This window comes from Oscillatoria sp. HE19RPO, from assembly GCF_024220515.1.
Lineage (GTDB): Bacteria > Cyanobacteriota > Cyanobacteriia > Cyanobacteriales > Laspinemataceae > Laspinema.
Genome location: NZ_JAMXOT010000043.1, coordinates 1 through 17,853, shown reverse-complemented (window position 1 = coordinate 17,853; position 17,853 = coordinate 1). Strand labels below are relative to the sequence as shown.

General features: G+C 47.1%; 17 protein-coding genes and 1 pseudogene. 8 read left to right on the top strand and 10 right to left on the bottom strand.

From position 1 onward, the window contains the following. Positions 1-103 precede the first annotated feature (103 nt). On the top strand, positions 104-265 hold the full coding sequence (locus NG833_RS05075) for a hypothetical protein (protein WP_254564221.1): 162 nt from the start codon (positions 104-106) through the stop codon (positions 263-265). A gap of 29 nt (positions 266-294) precedes the next feature. Here NG833_RS05075 and NG833_RS05070 read toward each other — a convergent pair whose 3' ends face one another. From NG833_RS05070 to NG833_RS05055, 4 genes are all read right to left on the bottom strand, one after another. Beyond that, positions 295-2,118, bottom strand: coding sequence for a CHAT domain-containing protein (locus tag NG833_RS05070; RefSeq protein ID WP_254564220.1), 1,824 nt, complete (start codon positions 2,116-2,118; stop codon positions 295-297). 28 nt (positions 2,119-2,146) lie between these two features. After that, a complete protein-coding gene (locus NG833_RS05065) occupies positions 2,147-3,049 on the bottom strand; it encodes a DUF1822 family protein (protein ID WP_254564219.1) in 903 nt (300 codons plus the stop codon). Between the two features lie 29 nt (positions 3,050-3,078). Further along, the gene (locus tag NG833_RS05060) at positions 3,079-3,717 is read right to left on the bottom strand and encodes a hypothetical protein (RefSeq protein WP_254564218.1); all 639 of its coding nucleotides are present in this window, start codon (positions 3,715-3,717) and stop codon (positions 3,079-3,081) included. A gap of 96 nt (positions 3,718-3,813) precedes the next feature. After that, positions 3,814-3,999 (bottom strand): hypothetical protein, encoded by a 186-nt coding sequence (locus tag NG833_RS05055; protein WP_254564217.1) that lies wholly within the window; start codon positions 3,997-3,999, stop codon positions 3,814-3,816. Positions 4,000-4,468: 469 nt separating this feature from the next. On the opposite strand from NG833_RS05055, the pseudogene NG833_RS05050 reads away from it, so the two are divergent. Then, positions 4,469-5,150: pseudogene (locus NG833_RS05050) on the top strand (IS1 family transposase). A gap of 189 nt (positions 5,151-5,339) precedes the next feature. On the opposite strand, the gene NG833_RS05045 reads toward NG833_RS05050, so the two are convergent. Beyond that, complete coding sequence (locus tag NG833_RS05045; protein WP_254564216.1) at positions 5,340-5,585, bottom strand: hypothetical protein; 246 nt, start codon at positions 5,583-5,585, stop codon at positions 5,340-5,342. Between the two features lie 384 nt (positions 5,586-5,969). Continuing rightward, positions 5,970-6,287, bottom strand: coding sequence for a P-II family nitrogen regulator (locus NG833_RS05040; protein WP_254564215.1), 318 nt, complete (start codon positions 6,285-6,287; stop codon positions 5,970-5,972). A 335-nt stretch (positions 6,288-6,622) separates the two neighbouring features. Here NG833_RS05040 and NG833_RS05035 point away from each other — a divergent pair, with 335 nt between their 5' ends. The 3 genes from NG833_RS05035 (at position 6,623) to NG833_RS05025 (ending at position 8,611) form a co-directional block, all read left to right on the top strand. After that, positions 6,623-6,808, top strand: a complete 186-nt coding sequence (locus NG833_RS05035) for a hypothetical protein (protein ID WP_254564214.1) — start codon at positions 6,623-6,625, stop codon at positions 6,806-6,808. Between the two features lie 391 nt (positions 6,809-7,199). After that, on the top strand, positions 7,200-7,343 hold the full coding sequence (locus NG833_RS05030; protein ID WP_254564213.1) for a hypothetical protein: 144 nt from the start codon (positions 7,200-7,202) through the stop codon (positions 7,341-7,343). A 98-nt stretch (positions 7,344-7,441) separates the two neighbouring features. Next, complete coding sequence (locus NG833_RS05025) at positions 7,442-8,611, top strand: sodium-dependent bicarbonate transport family permease (protein WP_254564212.1); 1,170 nt, start codon at positions 7,442-7,444, stop codon at positions 8,609-8,611. A gap of 530 nt (positions 8,612-9,141) precedes the next feature. Here NG833_RS05025 and NG833_RS05020 read toward each other — a convergent pair. From NG833_RS05020 to NG833_RS05005, 4 genes are all read right to left on the bottom strand, one after another. Further along, on the bottom strand, positions 9,142-10,347 hold the full coding sequence (locus NG833_RS05020) for a site-specific DNA-methyltransferase (RefSeq protein ID WP_254564211.1): 1,206 nt from the start codon (positions 10,345-10,347) through the stop codon (positions 9,142-9,144). Next, positions 10,344-10,970, bottom strand: a complete 627-nt coding sequence (locus tag NG833_RS05015) for an ApaLI family restriction endonuclease (protein WP_254564210.1) — start codon at positions 10,968-10,970, stop codon at positions 10,344-10,346. The genes NG833_RS05020 and NG833_RS05015 overlap by 4 nt, the downstream gene beginning before the upstream one ends. A 265-nt stretch (positions 10,971-11,235) precedes the next feature. Further along, positions 11,236-11,766, bottom strand: coding sequence for a single-stranded DNA-binding protein (locus tag NG833_RS05010; protein WP_254564209.1), 531 nt, complete (start codon positions 11,764-11,766; stop codon positions 11,236-11,238). Positions 11,767-12,159: 393 nt separating this feature from the next. Further along, on the bottom strand, positions 12,160-14,700 hold the full coding sequence (locus tag NG833_RS05005; RefSeq protein WP_254564208.1) for a mannose-1-phosphate guanyltransferase: 2,541 nt from the start codon (positions 14,698-14,700) through the stop codon (positions 12,160-12,162). A 725-nt stretch (positions 14,701-15,425) separates the two neighbouring features. Here NG833_RS05005 and NG833_RS05000 point away from each other — a divergent pair. The 3 genes from NG833_RS05000 (at position 15,426) to NG833_RS04990 (ending at position 17,354) form a co-directional block, all read left to right on the top strand. Then, a complete protein-coding gene (locus NG833_RS05000; RefSeq protein WP_254564207.1) occupies positions 15,426-15,608 on the top strand; it encodes a hypothetical protein in 183 nt (60 codons plus the stop codon). Between the two features lie 64 nt (positions 15,609-15,672). Continuing rightward, positions 15,673-16,395 carry a class I SAM-dependent methyltransferase gene (locus tag NG833_RS04995; RefSeq protein WP_254564206.1) on the top strand — a complete coding sequence of 241 codons (723 nt, stop codon included), beginning with the start codon at positions 15,673-15,675 and terminating at the stop codon, positions 16,393-16,395. Between the two features lie 125 nt (positions 16,396-16,520). Next, on the top strand, positions 16,521-17,354 hold the full coding sequence (locus tag NG833_RS04990) for a cobalt-precorrin-6A reductase (protein ID WP_254564205.1): 834 nt from the start codon (positions 16,521-16,523) through the stop codon (positions 17,352-17,354). The last annotated feature ends 499 nt before the right edge of the window (positions 17,355-17,853 follow it).

Genomic DNA, 17,853 nt, shown 5'->3' with positions numbered 1-17,853 from the left:
GAACAAAGCCCTTAAGCAGTCTTCGTTCAAATCTATTGTGGGTAAGAACAGAACAATGAACGATTCAATATTTCTCAACTCTCTTTTCTTAGGTTTAATCGTAATGGGTCAACCCTCTTCAACCTTAGAGTTTGCCTCTGCTGCTTTAGGCTCCAATATGGGGCTAATTGCAACGGAAATTAGCACAGCAGAAAATTCTTCGGAAATTTGCGTTGATGACAAAGGAAATAAATATCATTGTCCTTCATTTCATGAAACCACCTAGTTTTTCTAGGAGGGATAGAGAGCAATCAGCTAATTCTGGGGAGGGGAAATTTCCAATAACCGTTTTTTTGCCATGCCTAACCATAAATATTCCTCCGGTTTCTGGGGGTTAGCAAGGGTTTGGCACTCTTCCCAGAGGGCGATCGCCTCGGGAAACTGCCCTAAATTATCACGCACTTGTGCCAACAAACAATAAGGAGATGCATAATTCTGGTGTAAATTTAGGGCCATTTCCAGAGAGTTTCCTGCTTCCACCTCTCGCCTTAATTTCAGTTGAACCCACCCTAGGTTTTTGTACAGGGCAAATTTGTCCCGATCCTGGGTCGCCAATTCTAATCCACGGGTGAAAAAATGAAGGGCGGTGTGATAATCTGTATCCACATTCATGGAGATAGAACCGAGTTGATTATAAGCGGCAGCAGACCCTAATCTGGCAGATTTTTGATAGTTGACTCGCGCACAGTCGTAATCCAGCACCTCTTCACAGGACCAAGCTTGATTGTAATACACCTTGGGATTATAGGGGTCAACAACCCAAGCTAAATCTAACTTTTTCCAGTAGTCCGATAAATCTCCTATTCCATAACTATCCATCCCACTATTATTCAACCGAGTTGCTAGGGTTGGTGCAATTTGTTGCCAACTAATAATCCCCAGACTCGCCAGGATAATTCCAGTCACAAACCTGACCGAATAACTTGCCCTAAAATGCCATTGCTTTTCGGGCATTTTAAGTGCTGGCGACAACGGAGATACCCGTTCCTGTTCCTTAGATTTTCCCCGTAAATCCGCCCAACTCGGTGGCATCATCGTGGGATTTTGACAAATCACCGGCAACCAACTCGCACAGGGAAATTCCCCTTCTAATCCCTCCAATCTTTCCCGCGCTTCTCGCATCGCTAAATAGAACGATTCCCCTCGGGAAAAAGCCGCTAGAAAATACTGTAAAAAGCGTTGAGCTACAGAGTCAGGAACGGGTTCCCGCATGACCACGGTTTGGGGAATATTTAACTCAGCAAATTCCCGCGCTAATCCTAATCCATCACAGGAGTTAAAGATAGCAATTTGCAATCCTCGGGCAACGGCTTTAGTTAAGCCATATTTTAACTCTTCTAGGGTTAAACTGTCTTGCGGGTTAATATAAATTCGGCCACTCTCCCCTTGGGTTTCACTATGTCCAGCAAAAAAGAGAATATCCCAAGATTCTTCCCAAAGGCGATCGCTCAGTTCTTCCGGCGTCGGTTCCACCAGAAAAGTCACTGCCGCATCGGGTAAATTTTCCAGAACCAGGCGGTCAATTTCAATATCAATCCCTTCTTTATGTCCCAAAATAGCCAGAATTTTTACCGCATTTTGAGCCCCTTTACAACAATCTACTCGTTTCGCACTGGGAGAAATGAGAGCCAGTTCCGTATTAGGATAGCGTTCAAAAAAGTCCCATAAATGCCAAGGCAATTTATGTACTAAAGACTGATTGCTGCGAATCAACACCCGCACAATTTCAGTCCGATTTAACTCTTCACGTAGAGTTTTATCCAGGGGTAAAAAGTCTTTGGACTCAATCCAATCTTGGAAGCAATCGCTCAAAATTTTGGCAGCATCTCGACATTCTTGAACCCGTTGAACCATCGAGCCATTATAAATAATTTGTTTGGGTTTGAGTCCTCGGATGGTATCAAGATTCCGATATTTCGCTTCCCACTGCTGCAAGCGAATCGGCAGATCCGGTGCTGGGGGTAATTTTCCCGGGAGTTCTATGGAAGGGCGATCGCCTTCTGTCCCAATTTCTAACGTCACCCCAAACCCCTGGCGATGGAAATCCCCCTCTAGCTTAATCACCACTAATTTAGCCATATTAGTCCCCCCAGATTTGACCTGTAATTCAGATGATAAACGCTTCCGTAACGCTGACATCCCCCAACTCTAGTTTAATACTAAACTGGTCTCCCGGTTCACCACTAAAATTAAGTTGAATATTTTTCGTACTGCGCGCTTGTGCCTGCATCACAGACACTTGGGAACTATCCAAAACCATCACCTGCAAATCCCGGGGTAAATGGGTTTTTTCGCCAATGGGATAGACTTCCACCCAAATATCCATTTCCGGGGGATTCGTGGGTTTGATTCCCACCAATAAAGCCACCGAATCGCCGGTTGAATTCAAATCAAGTAACTTTCCGCCCTTCACCGCAGTTTGAGTGGTTCTAAACTGTAACGCAAGTTCTAATTGAGAAACCTCTAACAATTCTTCCACCCGTTTCCATCCCGCATCCCAACAGTGATGCAACCATTGAGACAGATGAATCTGTTGAGTTGAGGGCATAGAATGAAGGCTATCAATAAAGCATTCTAACCCCTTAAACTGGGATAAGGGACAAGGATTATTGGAGATGATTTCAGCAAATCCCAGTAATCTTGCTTGGGTCAGGGATGGATTTATTTCCACGGCAATATAGCCGATTCTCTCTGATAAAACCTCTGAGCTAACTTCCACGAATTCAGTATCAACCTGAACCGGGAGGCATTCGATTTTTCCCCTATTCGCCAACTGTAGATCCGCAATATCCAGTAAATTTTGCATGACAGGATTCCAGCTATCACCAGAGGTTAACTGGGTGGAGATACCTAAACATTGACAATAATAATCAACCGCCAGCACTGCCAAGGTATTCTGATATACCTGGGCAGATTTCACCGCAGTGACCTGCTGCCGACCAAACTGTTGAGCCATTTGGTGATATTTTTGGATCAACGATGTCGTAAAAGTGAGCTGCTTGATGTTCATTTCCATAGGTTCACTTAACTTGAGCCGGTTTATTCATCAATAAAGAGCATTTGAAGCGGGGCCGACAGTTGTTTTAAAGAGCGTTGATAAAAAGAACTGAGAGTGGAAACTGTAACGTTTAAATCAACCGAGATAGTTTTCCATTTGATTCCTGCCAATCGAGCTAAAGCAATCTGTTTAAAGTTGACATCGGGTCGATTTTTTAAATGGGTGCTTTGAAAGAGTCCTTCCCGATCCTCTTCAATATATTGTTGAAGAACCTGGGATGGAGACGGTTGGGGTTCCGGTTGGGGGATTAACTCGACTTCCGCAGTGGAGAGCAGGCGATCGCCCTTTTTGCCCACAACGGTTTTAATCCCTTCAATGATAAATCGCTTATCCAGCAGATAATTGACCCAAGTCATCACCGAACCCCGTCCCGAATCATAGCGATCGATATTCTCGCAAACAAACAACCACAATAGAGAGAGGGCCTCAGCATAAATTTCCTCATACACCGCGATAAATTCACCTTGACGGGGACGGGATAGTTTCCCAGAACCGGCGATCGCCTCCACTAGCTTTGTCAAAGCAAGCTGCCGTTCCCGACTCTGGGGAGGATGCCTCTGTGCTAACTCAGCATAGTGCTGCATTTCCTCATCTTGTCTATTTCTATCTCGCTCAGGCATTACAGGTCCCTACTCTTGCCTCCTCATCCGCTTCTAATTTCTCTCTCTGCCTGTCCCCTTGACTTTTACGGGTTAACCCACATTTTGTTACAAAACTTAATGTTTCAGCTTGCCATCCAGTCCTCTACCGTACAGAACCCCAGTTTCTGTACCGAAATCATCCGTCTTAATTCGGATTAACCTTGCCAAATTATGGGAAGTGCTGGATTTTGTTGGGAAAACTTTACAGGAGGCGGGGGCGATCGGTAAAACGTCTCCCCAGTTACGGACAGAGCTGTCCATAACTGAGGCTTAAACCAGTGAACCCCAAATGCCTACTAACAGTTGAAAGGGGCTTGAAAAGCAGCTTTTAAACCCTCCTACAACAGGGCTATTTCATTTTAAATAACTCCTTGGTCGTCATATAGCCTTTCTCATATTGATAAGGTAAAGCGATGGCGGCCCCAAACCCCTCTCCATCCCCCCTACCCCCCTTTGAAAGGGGGGGGGAGAGGGGCTTTGAAAAGTACCTCATCAATCCGGGAACCGCTATAAATTATAAATATGTAATAATGCTGCTGGACTACTAATAGAAATGTCCTTGGTCTATAAAAAAAAGCCAAAACTATTGTAGTTTAATAAACAAAATTTCTAAAAAGTTTTAAAAATTAAAATATTTCTCTGGAATGGAAACCGTTAAATCATGATACTGAATTTTAGATAAATTAACCCCTGAAAAAATCGATAAATTCTCAATCTATCCAGAAGTCTAATGATTTTGAATACTCTTAACCAGTCTGTCCTAGATTTGGATTTCATAACATCCGTTCATAATGGTCATATTCATCATGGTAAGCAAAATCATCAATGTCAGGACTGTGGCCGCCAGTTTGTTGGAAATAACCGTAAAAAATATATTTCCAACTCTCTTAAAAAATGGATTGATAATCTATTACTTGAAAAAAAATCTTGGTCTGGTATAGGTAGAGTCTTGAGGTTTCAGGAACTTAGCTTTAGAAATACGTTAATGCCAAGTATGCCAAGGTTTCCAGGGAACTTGAAGTCTCAGCTAAACCTCCAGGAAACACCAGTAATATGACGAACTTTGGTCTGATGTTCAAAACAAACAAAACCCACAGTGTGTGGGGTTCGCTTTAGATTTATAAACCCAAGAAGTTGTCGGATTTTACGAAGGGAGATAGAAGTCAAAAATTAGCCTAAAAATTATGGGAATCTTTACCTCTTGTTTATCGGCAATGTGCAGTGTGCTATACCGATTTTTGGCAAGCCTATCAATGTTTTTCCAACCACCAGACATAAGCCGTTCATCAAAAATAGCGGGGAAACCAGCCATATTGAACGGTTTAATAATACCTGAAGGCAACGAGTTTCTAGACTCGGCGAGAAAAACGTTATCGGTTTCTAAAACATTAGATAATCATGTTGGGGCCTGATTGTATTTTATTCATGATTATAATGAATCATTACATATTTAAAATTCCCCATATTTAGGACTACCCCTGCTCCATTCTACCTGTCCAGTCGAACCGGCCAGCGTCTGGTTTTTTTCACCAGAGGACGGTATGAGGGAGGCCAAATCGGGAACAGGAGTTGCGTGGGCACTACTATTCTAGCAATGTGAGCTAATCAATCCACATTTCGGGGGGAGTTGTTGCTGGCACATAAGTCGTGGACGGACTGTAACTGGCCAGGTTAAACCACCCGACTGCCAGTAGGAGACCCAACCCACAGCCCAATAAAAAAGTCCAGGCGTGAGACGAGTCGAGCACGCAGAGTAGGCGGCGATCGCCGCTATATACCTGCACTAGCCAGCCTTCGCTGGTGTTGTCAAATTTGCTCCGCAGTTTAGTTGAATCAAAATTGTTCATGATGTCCGCTCCATGCTGTTTGAATGTGTGTGGCCGTGGCGGGCAAGTGCCCGCCGCTACTGAAACACCTGTTGTCAAATTCACCTGTGAATGGAGAGTGTCTCAAAAAGAGAGACTGGGTCGCTCAAACCTGACATTAGATGTCGAACAGAAGACAGACATCTATGCTTTCGCCTTGAACGATATTCTTAAGTTTAAGTTACAGGACTTACGCAATCTGTAACCTTAACCCCGAACTGTAGAGGCAATTCGTTTCCTCTGCTCTACATTTTTAGGGTAGATTCTCCAACTCTGCGTAAGTCCTGTCTCAGATGTCATTACAATACCAAGATTCCCAGTGCTTGAACAGCTTCTGGCCAAAATGAGAATTACTGGGGTTTTGACTCAGAATGTGTGCGCGTGCAGTACCTCCATCACGTCACAGATATAGGCGATGCCCGAATAATCGTCGAAAAACTGCGCTGCGACTTCATCCGAAATCTTCACGGCCATATCCCGATTGGGGGTGAGTACCTCGAACTTTACATTCGTGAAGACATCGCCAACGGTGGGTTGTCCCGACGATCGCACGCCGCGACTGCCTTTACCGCCCGCAGCCACCACCGTATAGCCGGTAGCACCGGCTTCCTCGATGATCGCGGCGACCTTTTTCAGTAGCACCTTTTCCGTGACGATGACGAGCTTGCTAGCGTTCTGGGCCATTATGGGTTACCTCTTGATGCTTTGTGTTAGGACAATTCAAGGCAAGACTCTATGGTTGTGCCTTGAACCATATTTTTAAGTTTATGCCAAAGAGCAGCGAATACACTACCCTCTGTTGAGAAAGATTAACTCAGATTAGCGGAAGCATTTTATAAAAAACACTTATCCTTTTCTTTTGGCGCTATGACAACCAGATGACCTGGGTAAAAGTAGAGAAGGGCCTTAAATCTTGCCACTCCAAGCGCTCTAGGATCTAATGTTTCCGGCTGGCTGTTCAAGGCGTCGGCAGCCGCACAGTCTTTTGTCCCCGTGAGCAACAGCAACTAATCAACAGTGTGAGCCGTTTCTGCTGGCAACTCTGTGGGGTCTTCACACCATTCGTTCAAGGTCTTTCTTTCTTTATAGAGGCATCGGGAACAGCAGCCGACTCTGGAGACAAATTAATGACGCCCAGGCCGACTGGGATTGGCAGCGCCATCCAACGCTATTTGGGAAGTGCAGTCATAGAAGGCCCTTCTTAACAAGAACAAGGTATAGAGAAAATTCTATGCTTCCCATTTGCATTAACCATAGATATAGGGGCTTCCTGAAACCAAAAGAAAAGCTTATGATTTGAATTTGAAATTACTTGGCAGATCCATGTAAATCGATCGCAAATTTGTGGAGATTTAAGGATAGACTTAAGCACATAGAGATTCGGGTCTTAATAGATGTTGATCTATGGGAGTTGCTGCAAAACAGCGACACCTTTGAGACCCGTTCAGAGAGCAGCCACCTCTGAACACCCTATCGACAGGTATTTGCTTAACACCTGTGCGGCAGGGATGAAATGCTTCATCCCTACTTGCTTCAACTTAACGCTTACTTATCAGAATCATCACTCCTCGTTAGAGGAAGCGCAAGGAGGTATTCATGGCAAATTTCTCTCCCATGACTCGTCGGAACTTTCTGTACACCGCAGAGGCTTTGTACGAACCCATTGCGGGTGAACTATGGCCGCAACCCGCCATTGCCCATGAATCACTACTGATTAGCCCGATCATTTGCGATCGCTAGATCGCAACCCGATCTTCCAGCACAAGACCCACCGGGATGCAGATGCATTTGCCTGCGGTCCTAACCCCTAAATATCTGAATCAAGGAGGAATTACAACATGGAATTTTTGTTCGAGTTTTTTACGAAATTCGGGGCGCAGTTGCAGTCCCCGACGCTCGGCTTTCTGATCGGTGGTATAGTCATTGCCGCCCTCGGTAGCAAACTGGAAATTCCAGATGCGATCTATAAGTTCATCGTCTTCATGCTGCTCATCAAAGTCGGCTTGAGCGGCGGCATTGCAATCCGCAATTCCAATATAACGGAGATGCTGTTGCCCGCGCTGTTCGCCGTGGTAACGGGGATACTTATTGTGTTCATCGCAAGCTACACGTTAGCCAAGCTGCCGAGCATCAGAACCGTGGATGCCCTTGCGACCGGGGGCTTGTTTGGTGCCGTGAGTGGCTCTACCCTCGCCGCTGGCATAACGGTAATGGAAGCGCAAGGCCTGGAATACGAGCCCTGGGCCGCCGCACTCTATCCCTTCATGGACATCCCAGCGCTCGTGACTGCGATCGTCCTGGCCAGCATTTATACCAGCAAGAAGCGCGCTACCGCAGACGAGAATCTCAGCAAGCAGGAGTATCTCAGCAAGCAGGAATATCTCAGCAAGCAGTCCGTTGCCGCAGGTGAGTATCCCAGCAAGCCGGAGTATCCCACTACCAGGCAGGAGTATCGCAGCCAGCAGCGCATTACCGCAAGCGGGTATCCCAGCAAACAGCGCGATCGGGTCAAAATATGGCCCATCGTCAAGGAAAGCCTTGAGGGTTCTGCCCTATCGGCACTGCTGCTCGGCCTCGCTCTCGGCATCCTCACCCGACCGGAAAGTGTCTATGAAAGCTTCTACAACCCCCTCTTCCGGGGCCTGCTTTCGATACTGATGCTGGTCATGGGTATGGAGGCTTGGTCAAGGATTAACGAGCTGCGGAAGGTGGCCCAGTGGTACGCCGTCTATGCCTTCTTCGCACCGTTGCTGCATGGGTTTATCGCCTTCGGTCTCGGCATGATTGCCCACTACGTCACGGGGTTCACCCCTGGCGGCGTCGCTCTACTGGCCATCATCGCCGCCTCCAGTTCAGATATCTCGGGGCCGCCTACTTTACGAGCCGGTATCCCTTCGGCCAATCCCTCGGCCTACATTGGCGCGTCCACAGCCGTCGGCACGCCGGTTGCGATCGCCTTGGGAATACCGCTCTTCATCGGACTCGCCCAGGCGATGATGGGCGGCTGATTCCAGACGGGTCGCGGTCAGCCGGTGTTCCCCTACTCCGGCGACCAACCCGGCAGCTTTGTCAAGGTCATAAATATAATAATAAAGGTCACCAGCTATCAAGGCTTTTATTCGCCCAAAAGTTAGCCAGAGTGGAGCCCTCAACTGTTCACTCATTATCTGGCTCCTAGGGTTCCTGGATTGGATCGGGCGATCGCCCTCTCGTGGAGAACTGGGAGCCAATCAACTGGAACGTTATACACAAATCAAGGCAATGGGGACTGAAAATCTCTGTATTTTCAATCAGACGATAATTCCTGACACCCCGGGGGTAAGCGAAGCTATGCCGCAGGCCGATCGCATCATAAGTCAAGCAATCGTCTAGTCCTACAGTGCAAGCTTTAAAGCACTTTTTCTCGCTCAAGGGTTTCTCTTCTTGAACCCTGGCCTAAATCGGTTGGCGCTATTTTGTCGTGCGGAATGTGGGCCGTAAGCCATGCCTGCTTGCTTTGCATCTTGCGCGCTAGGAACATCCAGTTTAAATGCTTCTTTTAGCTTACTACATTATCCTTCCCTGTATCATGCAAAATTTGTTGAATTTGAACCAGGGGAGCATTGACAATTTTGATAGAAGCGGGAATCATTTCTTCACAAATAAATTCACTCGGTTCTGTCTGAACTAAGATAGAAAGTTGAGAAGATTTGGTTTGAGCGGCTGCTGACAGGAGGCGGACCGACTCTAGGAGAGATTCTCCAGGTTTTTGGACTCGGATTAAAATGGGTTTATTTTGGAATGTTTGTTTGAGTATGGCATCAATTCCCTTGTTGCGATGAACTGGAATAGCATTTAATCCTTGCAATAAAGCTAAGGCTTCTTTGTCTGCTGTTAAGTAAGATTTTCGGCCTTTTTGTAGCAAGGTTGAAGCAGTTTTGATTGGAATGAGAAGCCGTTTTTGGGTCAATTCAATAGCATCCTCGGAAATATCTATTCCGATTCCGTGACGGCCCAAAAGTTTTGCGGCGACTAACGTTGTGCCGCTGCCGCAAAAGGGGTCAAGGATTAAGTCTCCCGGATTGGTGGCAATTTCGATGATTCGTTCCAGCAGGAGAATTGGTTTTTGGGTGGGATAACCGACCCGTTCTTTTGCTTTAGGATTGAGGTAGGGAATATCCCAGACATCGGATAAGGGAACGCCTTTTTTGCTGTCATTGAGAATGACTTTCCCCTGTTCATCCCGAGCGTACACGGCTTTACCCTGTGGATTGCGCGATCGCCTCTGCAAGATTTGGTCTACATTGGTCGATTCAGAATAATCGGTATAGCGGGTATTAAAGGTAAATGAATCGGATTTTGAATAAAAATAAATGGTTTGATGGGCGGGTAATAATCCTTTTTGAGAATTAGACCAGCGTTTGTAATACCAAATAATCTCAGACCGAAACTGGTCCGGTCCAAATATTTCATTTAACAGGGAACGAATTATGTAATTGGCGTTGGCATCACAATGGAAAAAAAGACTCCCGGAGGACTTGAGAACGCGATGCAAGGGAACTAATCGCTGATAGAGGAATTCAGCATATTTTTTATGGCAACCCCACAAATCATCAAAGGAAAACTCTTTGCTGCCATCTCGGGTTTTGAGTTTATGGGTTTTTTCCGTGAAAAATGGCGGGTCCAGATAAATGGCATCAACGGATTCATCGGGAATTTGCTCTAAAAGTTTTAGGCAATCGCCGGTTAAGACTTTCATCTTCATGCTTGTTCAGTATTTTTTTTAGCAATTTTTTGGAGTATTTCTAGCATATCAATATTGGTGCGATTTTTTACATACTGCCATGCGGCATCACCATAATGATATTCCCCGCCGATTCCTTGATAAAGTGTTTCGAGGGTTTGTTGGATTCTTTTAGCTTGGGTTCTATTAGGATAATAAAACATAACGCGAATTGGCTTGTATCCCGCTTCCGCTATAACGCTAATTCGGGTATGTTCTTTGGTAATGTGGTCGCCATCGGTGGTAGCATCCCGCCACTTAATTTCAATGGCATTATTACCCTCTAAGCAGTCAACTTCAAAAGTCTTTGGACGAGTACCTTTTGTATTCGGAATTCTAATAGACCCAGATTGAGGAAAGCTGTAAAGAAAACAGAGTTTTGTGGCGTTTTCTAAAAAAGAACCTGCATATTTATATAAAAAACGACCTTTGTTTTGATAAATATCAATCATCCGACCTTCCGTATCAGTTACTCCCAGAACCTGGTAAATTAAAAAATGGGATAAATCGTCCTGCTCCATTTCAGAAATTCTGGCTTGAATTTGCTTGTCCAATGCGGCGGCATATTTAGCAGCTAAAATTTGAATGTCTTTTTCAATAGTCATTGTTTTATATGGTAATCTTACTAATTGCTGTTTAAATATCAGCCGTTTTATAAGTGGGGATTTTTAGAGTTGTTGAAAAAAAATTATATGTTTCACAATGAAGGCATGAATGATAGATATCATAAAAATGGTAAAATAGGTGAATGAATATCAAGAATTACCCTGGGTTAGTTATTTTTGCTGTTTTATCCTACCTCAGCATCAAGCGGTGTTAATGAGATTTGCGCTTGATGCTGAGGTAGGATAAGTCTACTCACCCTTTTATCTAAAACGGAATTTCATCATCTGGATCATCAACGGGTGGTTGTTGATAAGAGGTTCTTGCTGGGGGTGGAGAGACCCTGGATGCGGGGGTGGGTTCCGAGGGGATGGGGGTATGTGCGGCAGGCGATCGCCCTTTATCCGTTGCCGCAGGGGCGGTGGTTCTGCGCGATTCTAAGGCTACCACATTGGTTGCGGGAGTTGCCTTTTCTGGGGATGATGCACCCTCGGTTTGTTCCCCTAAACTGTGGATGCGTTGTGCGACTAATTCAGCCCGTTTTTCCTTAAATCCTTCGGGACGTTCCACAGTATTCATGCTCAATCGCCCTTGAATCACCACCCGATCGCCCACGCGATAGTTACTGTGAAGTTCTTGAGCAAAATTTCCCCATCCAATCACCTTTAAATGAGCCGGTGGATCACTCTCCCGATAACTGGGAAACTCCACTAACATTTCCGCGATCGCTAAATTGTCACTGGTATAGCGCAATTGCGGTTCTTCAATGATTTGTGCCATTAAAATGCAGTTATTCATAATCTCTGTTGTGTTAACTAGAACTTAATCCGACGAAACATCTATAGCGTTTCCTATAGTAGGGTGGGCACTGCCCACCGTAATTCAGGTGGGCAGTGCCCACCCTACAATTAGGGTGTTCCAACAAATAAATCATCCAAGTCCCGATGGTTAAGCACCTAACAAGACTGTATTAGCCCGCGCAGGCGGGCTTTGTCCGTGTAGCCCCAGGCTTCAGCCTGCGGGTTTTTTGGAGATTTTATATTTTGGAGTTCCCTTATTCCATTATATCGGTCTTTGGAGTGCCTGTCCTACCCACCTTGGGGATTCTCCCGAGGGCAACAGGTGAGGCGATCGCCAGAAAAAGACGCCCTGATGGGCGTCTCTTAAAATACCATGAAATCAGTCGCCGTCTTAATTATCCGCGCTCATACTCATATCCCCGCCTTCCTGTTCCTGAACAAAATCCTGAACATACTTGCGGTACTGCATCAACGAGGAATCCACCCACTCGCGATCGCTACTGTTGGCGAAAATATGGACCATCGGTTCACCGGCATCCGGCAGAATCAACACCCAACTATCATCATGAGGGCGCTCAAAAATCTTCACCCCATCGATTAACTCCAAATTATCCGCCGGGTGCGTTTCCACCAGATGACGCATCAATGCCCCCTTCACCGTCCAAGGACAGCGTACCGTCAGAGTTTTATGACAAACTCGGGGAACCTCAGAACGAACCTGTCCCAGAGATTGCTCCTGTACCGTCAGCATCTCAATCGACTTGGCAATACAGAACATCGCATCAAATCCCGGATGCAGTTCAGGGAAAATAAAGCCCATATCTCCACTGCCCCCTAACACCACATTCGGATTAGTATGACAAGCTTCCATTAACGCCGTGGGATTCGCCTTGGTGCGAATCACCTTGCCATCATGACGACGGGCAATATGCTCCACTGCAGAGGACGCATGAACCGGCACAACCACCGTACTGCGGGGGTTCGTGGTCAAAATCATTTGCACCATCACCGCCGTTAACAACTCCCCTCGGATGGAACTGCCGCTTTCATCCACCAAAATCAACAATTCCCCGTTTGCCGAGACTTGTGCGCCAAAATTAGCATGGAGGGCCTCCACCACCTGGCCGAGTTGCACGAGCAAATTCTCCCGTTCTTCGTTGACGGGTGCCATCTGACTCAAACTGGCATTCAGAACCACCGCATCGGAGCCAAATTTGGCTAAAAGCTGGGGTAAAACCGCCCCGGATACGGCGTAAGCGTAATCGATGACCACTTTGGAGTTACTATATCGAATCGCTTCTACATTCAGATGTTTTTCAAACCCGGTACTGTACAAATCCAGCACTTGACTCGGGTAGGCCATATTGCCAATTTCTTGAATCTGGGCGCGGCGAAAATCTTCCTTAAAATACGCCCCTTCGATTTTCTTCTCCCGCGCCTTGGAGATATTGATGCCTTTGTTGTCAAAGAACTCAATCAGCAATGAATCCGGGCGTTCCGGGTGCAAACGGACATGAAGTCCGCCCTCCACCGAAAGGGTCGGGACGATATAGCGGGCGACGGGTATCGCCGTTGCTTCCAAGTTTTGGACATTGGTGCCGACGGACATCAATCCGGCAATTAAGGACCGGGAAACCATGCGGGAGATGCTGCGTTGGTCTCGGGATACGGTAATGCTGGCACCGGGTTGGAGGGTGGACCCGTAAGCGGCCCCTAATTTCACGGCAAATTCCGGGGTGATATCAATATTGGCCAGTCCGGAGACCCCGCGCTGGGCGAAGAGATTCCGCTGGGCGGCTTGTCCCCAAATTAAATTAATGTTGAGGGTAGCACCGGATTCGATTTTTTTGCTCGGCCAGACGCGCACTCCGGGACTGATTTGGGCTTCTTCTCCGACGGTGGAGAGGGACCCAACGACGGCCCCTTCCAGGACATGAGCACGGCGGTCTACTCGGACGCCACGACCGGCGACACAGGCTCGTAAATGGGCTTCATCGCCGATGATTGCGCCGTTCCAGACGATGGGTCGTTTGAGGTCAGCATCGGACCCGATGGTGACGTTATCGCCCAAGACGGTGCCGGATTCGAGTTTGGCCCTGGCCCCGATGCGGCAGTTATCGCCAATGACGACGGGGGTTTCGATTTTGGCGCTGGGGTCGATAAAGGTGTTTTGACCGATCCATAATCCGGGCGATCGCAATTCGTAGGCAAAGTCTAGCTTGACTTTTTCCAAGAGGCCATCATATTGTGATTCTCGGTAGGCGTCTAAGTGACCGACATCACACCAGTACCCTTCGGCGATATAGCCATACATGGGGTCGCCTTTTTCCAGCAATAGGGGAAATAAATCTTTGGAAAAGTCGCTTTCTTGATTGGCGGGTAAATAATCTAGGACCTCGGGTTCTAGGATATAGATGCCGGTGTTGACCGTATCGGAAAAAATTTCACTGGTTGAGGGTTTTTCTAAAAATCGCTGAATTCGCAGTTGCTCATCGGTAATGACGACCCCAAATTCTACGGGGTTGGGAACTCGGGTCAATACTAAGGTGGCTTTTGATCCTTTTTCTTTATGGAATTTAATCGCTGCGGTGAGGTCAAAGTCGGTGATGCTGTCGCCGCTAATCACCAAGAAGGTCTCATCTAGAAGTTCGGCAATATTTTTGACGCATCCAGCGGTTCCCAGGGGTTGATCCTCTTCCACGGCATAGGTCATTTGAACGCCAAATTCGTTGCCGTCTTGGAAGTAATCTCGCATGACGTCCGGCAGGTAATGCAGGGTGGCAATAATTTCGGTAATGTGATGCCGTCTGAGGAGATTGACGATGTGTTCGGCGATGGGTCGATTTAAAATGGGGACCATCGGTTTGGGTAAGTCGCAGGTTAGGGGTCTGAGCCTAGTTCCCGAACCGCCTGCCATGAGCACTGCTCGCATAATTCCTCCTTGATCATTTTTATTTTATGGGGCAGTTGCATCATTACTGTTCATAATGTGCAACCATTTGTCGTACTCTAGTATCCTATGCCACTCGCACAGCTTGCGGTACAGATTTAATCGTTGTGCAAAGGGTACTGCCCTGTCTCCATCCTCTAGATAGATGTTGGGGTCCCATCGAATGAATCCGGGGCGATCGCCGTTTCTATCCCAAACCAGAGATTCCTCCTCATTCCTTCCGATGGCGGATCCTCGCCTGGGTCTTTTTTTCTCCCTATTCCCTTCCCTATTCCCTTGCGATGCCTCCTGGGTAGGGGATTCATCTCAATGCTTCTTTCCATGACTCGACAAGCGCTATTGTTAACGGCAGATGGATAGTTGAGGGAGCCAGCAAAAATCTTCTCTTCTCCCTAAATTGCGATCGCTCCTCTTGATACTCTTTCTCACCGATACCACAAAACGCGCTCTAACTCTGCCACTGAGATCACAAACCGCCCGAAATTAACCCGATTTTACTCCCACTCTCTCGCAACTGCCTCTCAACTCGGGTCACACTCATTTCATGCCACCGCTCGGAGTAGCATCATAAGAGTGCGATCGATTAACCTTATAAATAGCAGCGGTTCATCTCGCCGCTCTTGAAAATTTCTCTCCAGGTAACCGAGAGGTCTAGGGGCCTTTTGGGGGCCTGGAATCCAACATTGACGCTTAGAGGACTAAAGACGATGATGCAGTTAGTGGGTTTTGCCTTCCTGGTTCTGTATGCTGCCGGAGGTTGGAAGTTCTGGAAGGGTTTTAGACGGACCAATTTTACCGAGGGTCGTCTGTATTTAACCCTCCTGTGGCCCGTTTTGGTGGTCAATAAGTCTTATCGTAAGAATTTTACTAAGGCCCTCAAGGGTCGCTAATCTCGCACCGACTCCCGATTTGAGCGGGTAAAATAATTCAGGCCAATCCTAGGGATAAGGGTTCATGTCTAAAGCTTCAAATAGTAGTCCACCAGATGCCGATTTCTTAGGGTCCGACCCTTGGCAAAGTCGGCTTTCTCCTGTAGCATCTCGCTTTAATCAGGAGTATCGGGGGGACCCGATTGAACTCCCGCCCGAGGTGGAGTCGATGCCGATTTTTCAAGATCGCGTTTCGGGTTCGTTACAAGCGTCTCAAGTTTCTCCATTCTGGGAGATTGCTAAACCTAAAAAAAATCAGCGCTGTCTGGATATTGGCTGTGGGGTCAGTTTCTTGGTCTATCCTTGGCGAGATTGGGGGGCTTATTTTTACGGGCAGGAGATCAGTACCGTGGCGCGAGATGCCCTCAATTCTCGGGGTCCGCAATTGAATTCTAAGTTGTTTAAAGGGGTCTGTTTAGGACCCGCCCATCGTCTAAGTTATGGGGAAGATGCTTTCGATCTGGCGATCGCCACGGGGTTTAGTTGCTATTATCCCTTAGCTTATTGGACCGATGTTTTCGCTGAAGTGAAGCGGGTTTTAAAACCCGACGGGGCTTTTGTTTTTGATGTGGTCAACCCTGAAGCAACTCTTGCGGAAAATTGGGGAATTTTAGAAATGTATCTCGGCACTGAGGTGTTTTTAGAACCCCTCACGGAATGGGAAAAACTGATTAAAGCATCCGGCTGCAAAGTCGTGAAGCGCTCAGAAGGAAAGCTCTTTTCTATGTATAAGGTTAAATTTGAATAGCCGAAACTCACACCCGGTCCGGTGCAGATACAAAGCTTGCCCCATCGGGCTACCCTGCAAAATCAGATGTTACGATCCCGTCTGATTTTCATCGGCTCCCTCTATACTTTTTCCGGCCCCGATTTATGACGGTAACTCCCTCGATTTGGCTAATTGGCGGGACCAGTGAAAGCCGGGAATTAGCTCAAATTCTGGCTTTAAATCACCTCCCCTGTACGATTTCGGTCACCACGGAATCGGCGCGATCGCTCTATCCATCTACTCCCCTATTGCAGGTATGGGTCGGTCAGCTAGAGGGCGATCGTCTTCAAGTTTTTATCACATCACACAATATCATTGCCATCCTAGATGCATCCCACCCTTATGCTATAAACATCTCACGTTTGGCGATAGAAGCCGCCCGAAAGTATAGCTTACCCTATTTACGCTATGAGCGAGAGTTAACAAACAATTCACAGGATACAAATAATAAACCCATTAAAAATGACACAATTTTGAGCTTGCCCAGCTTTGAAACCTTAATCGAGGCAGAATATTTAGCCGGAGAGCGAGTATTACTGACCACAGGTTATCGCACATTACATTTGTTTCAACCCTGGCAGGAGCGATCGCTGATGTATGCGCGGGTCCTTCCATCCGTCACCTCCCTAGAAGCGGCCCTCGCTGCCGGATTCACCCCCGATCGCCTCATCGGGATCCGCCCCCCCATTTCCCTAGAATTAGAACGAGCACTCTGGCAGCATTGGCAAATTACCCTAGTCGTCAGCAAAGCATCAGGGACCCCCGGGGGAGAACCCATCAAACGCCAACTAGCAACAGAACTAGGGGTCAAACTCATCCTCATCGATCGCCCCCCAGTCGCCTATCCCCACCAAACCAATGACTTATCCGCTGCTGTCGCCTTTTGTCGCACCCACTTGTGCGATCGTCTGGGTAATCCCTCTCTACCTCCCAACTAAACTCGTCTCCTCCTGTTCGTAGTAACGCCTTCAGGCGTTCTCTTCAGTTCGTAGTAACGACTTCAGTCGTTTCCGGGTCCCAAAAACTCAGCAAGAATCCCCGTTCGTAGTAACGACTTCAGTCGTTTCCGGGTCCCAAAAACTCAGCAAAAATCCCCGTTCGTAGTAACGACTTCAGTCGTTTCCGGGTCCCAAAAACTCAGCAAAAATCCCCGTTCGTAGTAACGACTTCAGTCGTTTCCGGGTCCAAAAATTCAGAAAAAATCCCCGTTCGTAGTAACGACTTCAGTCGTTTCCGGGTCCAAAACCCGCAGGGTTGTCCCCATGAACCCAGAAAACTGGGCGATCGCGCAACTTTGGAACGACTGAAGTCGTTACTACGAACACCGGAGAACGACTGAAGTCGTTACTACGAACACCGGAGAACGACTGAAGTCGTTACTACGAACACCGGAGAACGACTGAAGTCGTTACTACGAACACCGGAGAACGACTGAAG

Bases quoted from the DNA above. Each gene is read 5' to 3' on its own strand.
- NG833_RS05075 (WP_254564221.1), top strand. From the start codon at position 104: ATGGGTCAACCCTCTTCAACCTTAGAGTTTGCCTCTGCTGCTTTAGGC.
- NG833_RS05070 (WP_254564220.1), bottom strand. From the start codon at position 2,118: ATGGCTAAATTAGTGGTGATTAAGCTAGAGGGGGATTTCCATCGCCAG.
- NG833_RS05065 (WP_254564219.1), bottom strand. From the start codon at position 3,049: ATGAACATCAAGCAGCTCACTTTTACGACATCGTTGATCCAAAAATAT.
- NG833_RS05060 (WP_254564218.1), bottom strand. From the start codon at position 3,717: ATGCCTGAGCGAGATAGAAATAGACAAGATGAGGAAATGCAGCACTAT.
- NG833_RS05055 (WP_254564217.1), bottom strand. From the start codon at position 3,999: ATGGACAGCTCTGTCCGTAACTGGGGAGACGTTTTACCGATCGCCCCC.
- NG833_RS05045 (WP_254564216.1), bottom strand. From the start codon at position 5,585: ATGAACAATTTTGATTCAACTAAACTGCGGAGCAAATTTGACAACACC.
- NG833_RS05040 (WP_254564215.1), bottom strand. From the start codon at position 6,287: ATGGCCCAGAACGCTAGCAAGCTCGTCATCGTCACGGAAAAGGTGCTA.
- NG833_RS05030 (WP_254564213.1), top strand. From the start codon at position 7,200: ATGGCAAATTTCTCTCCCATGACTCGTCGGAACTTTCTGTACACCGCA.
- NG833_RS05025 (WP_254564212.1), top strand. From the start codon at position 7,442: ATGGAATTTTTGTTCGAGTTTTTTACGAAATTCGGGGCGCAGTTGCAG.
- NG833_RS05020 (WP_254564211.1), bottom strand. From the start codon at position 10,347: ATGAAGATGAAAGTCTTAACCGGCGATTGCCTAAAACTTTTAGAGCAA.
- NG833_RS05015 (WP_254564210.1), bottom strand. From the start codon at position 10,970: ATGACTATTGAAAAAGACATTCAAATTTTAGCTGCTAAATATGCCGCC.
- NG833_RS05010 (WP_254564209.1), bottom strand. From the start codon at position 11,766: ATGAATAACTGCATTTTAATGGCACAAATCATTGAAGAACCGCAATTG.
- NG833_RS05005 (WP_254564208.1), bottom strand. From the start codon at position 14,700: ATGCGAGCAGTGCTCATGGCAGGCGGTTCGGGAACTAGGCTCAGACCC.
- NG833_RS05000 (WP_254564207.1), top strand. From the start codon at position 15,426: ATGATGCAGTTAGTGGGTTTTGCCTTCCTGGTTCTGTATGCTGCCGGA.
- NG833_RS04995 (WP_254564206.1), top strand. From the start codon at position 15,673: ATGTCTAAAGCTTCAAATAGTAGTCCACCAGATGCCGATTTCTTAGGG.
- NG833_RS04990 (WP_254564205.1), top strand. From the start codon at position 16,521: ATGACGGTAACTCCCTCGATTTGGCTAATTGGCGGGACCAGTGAAAGC.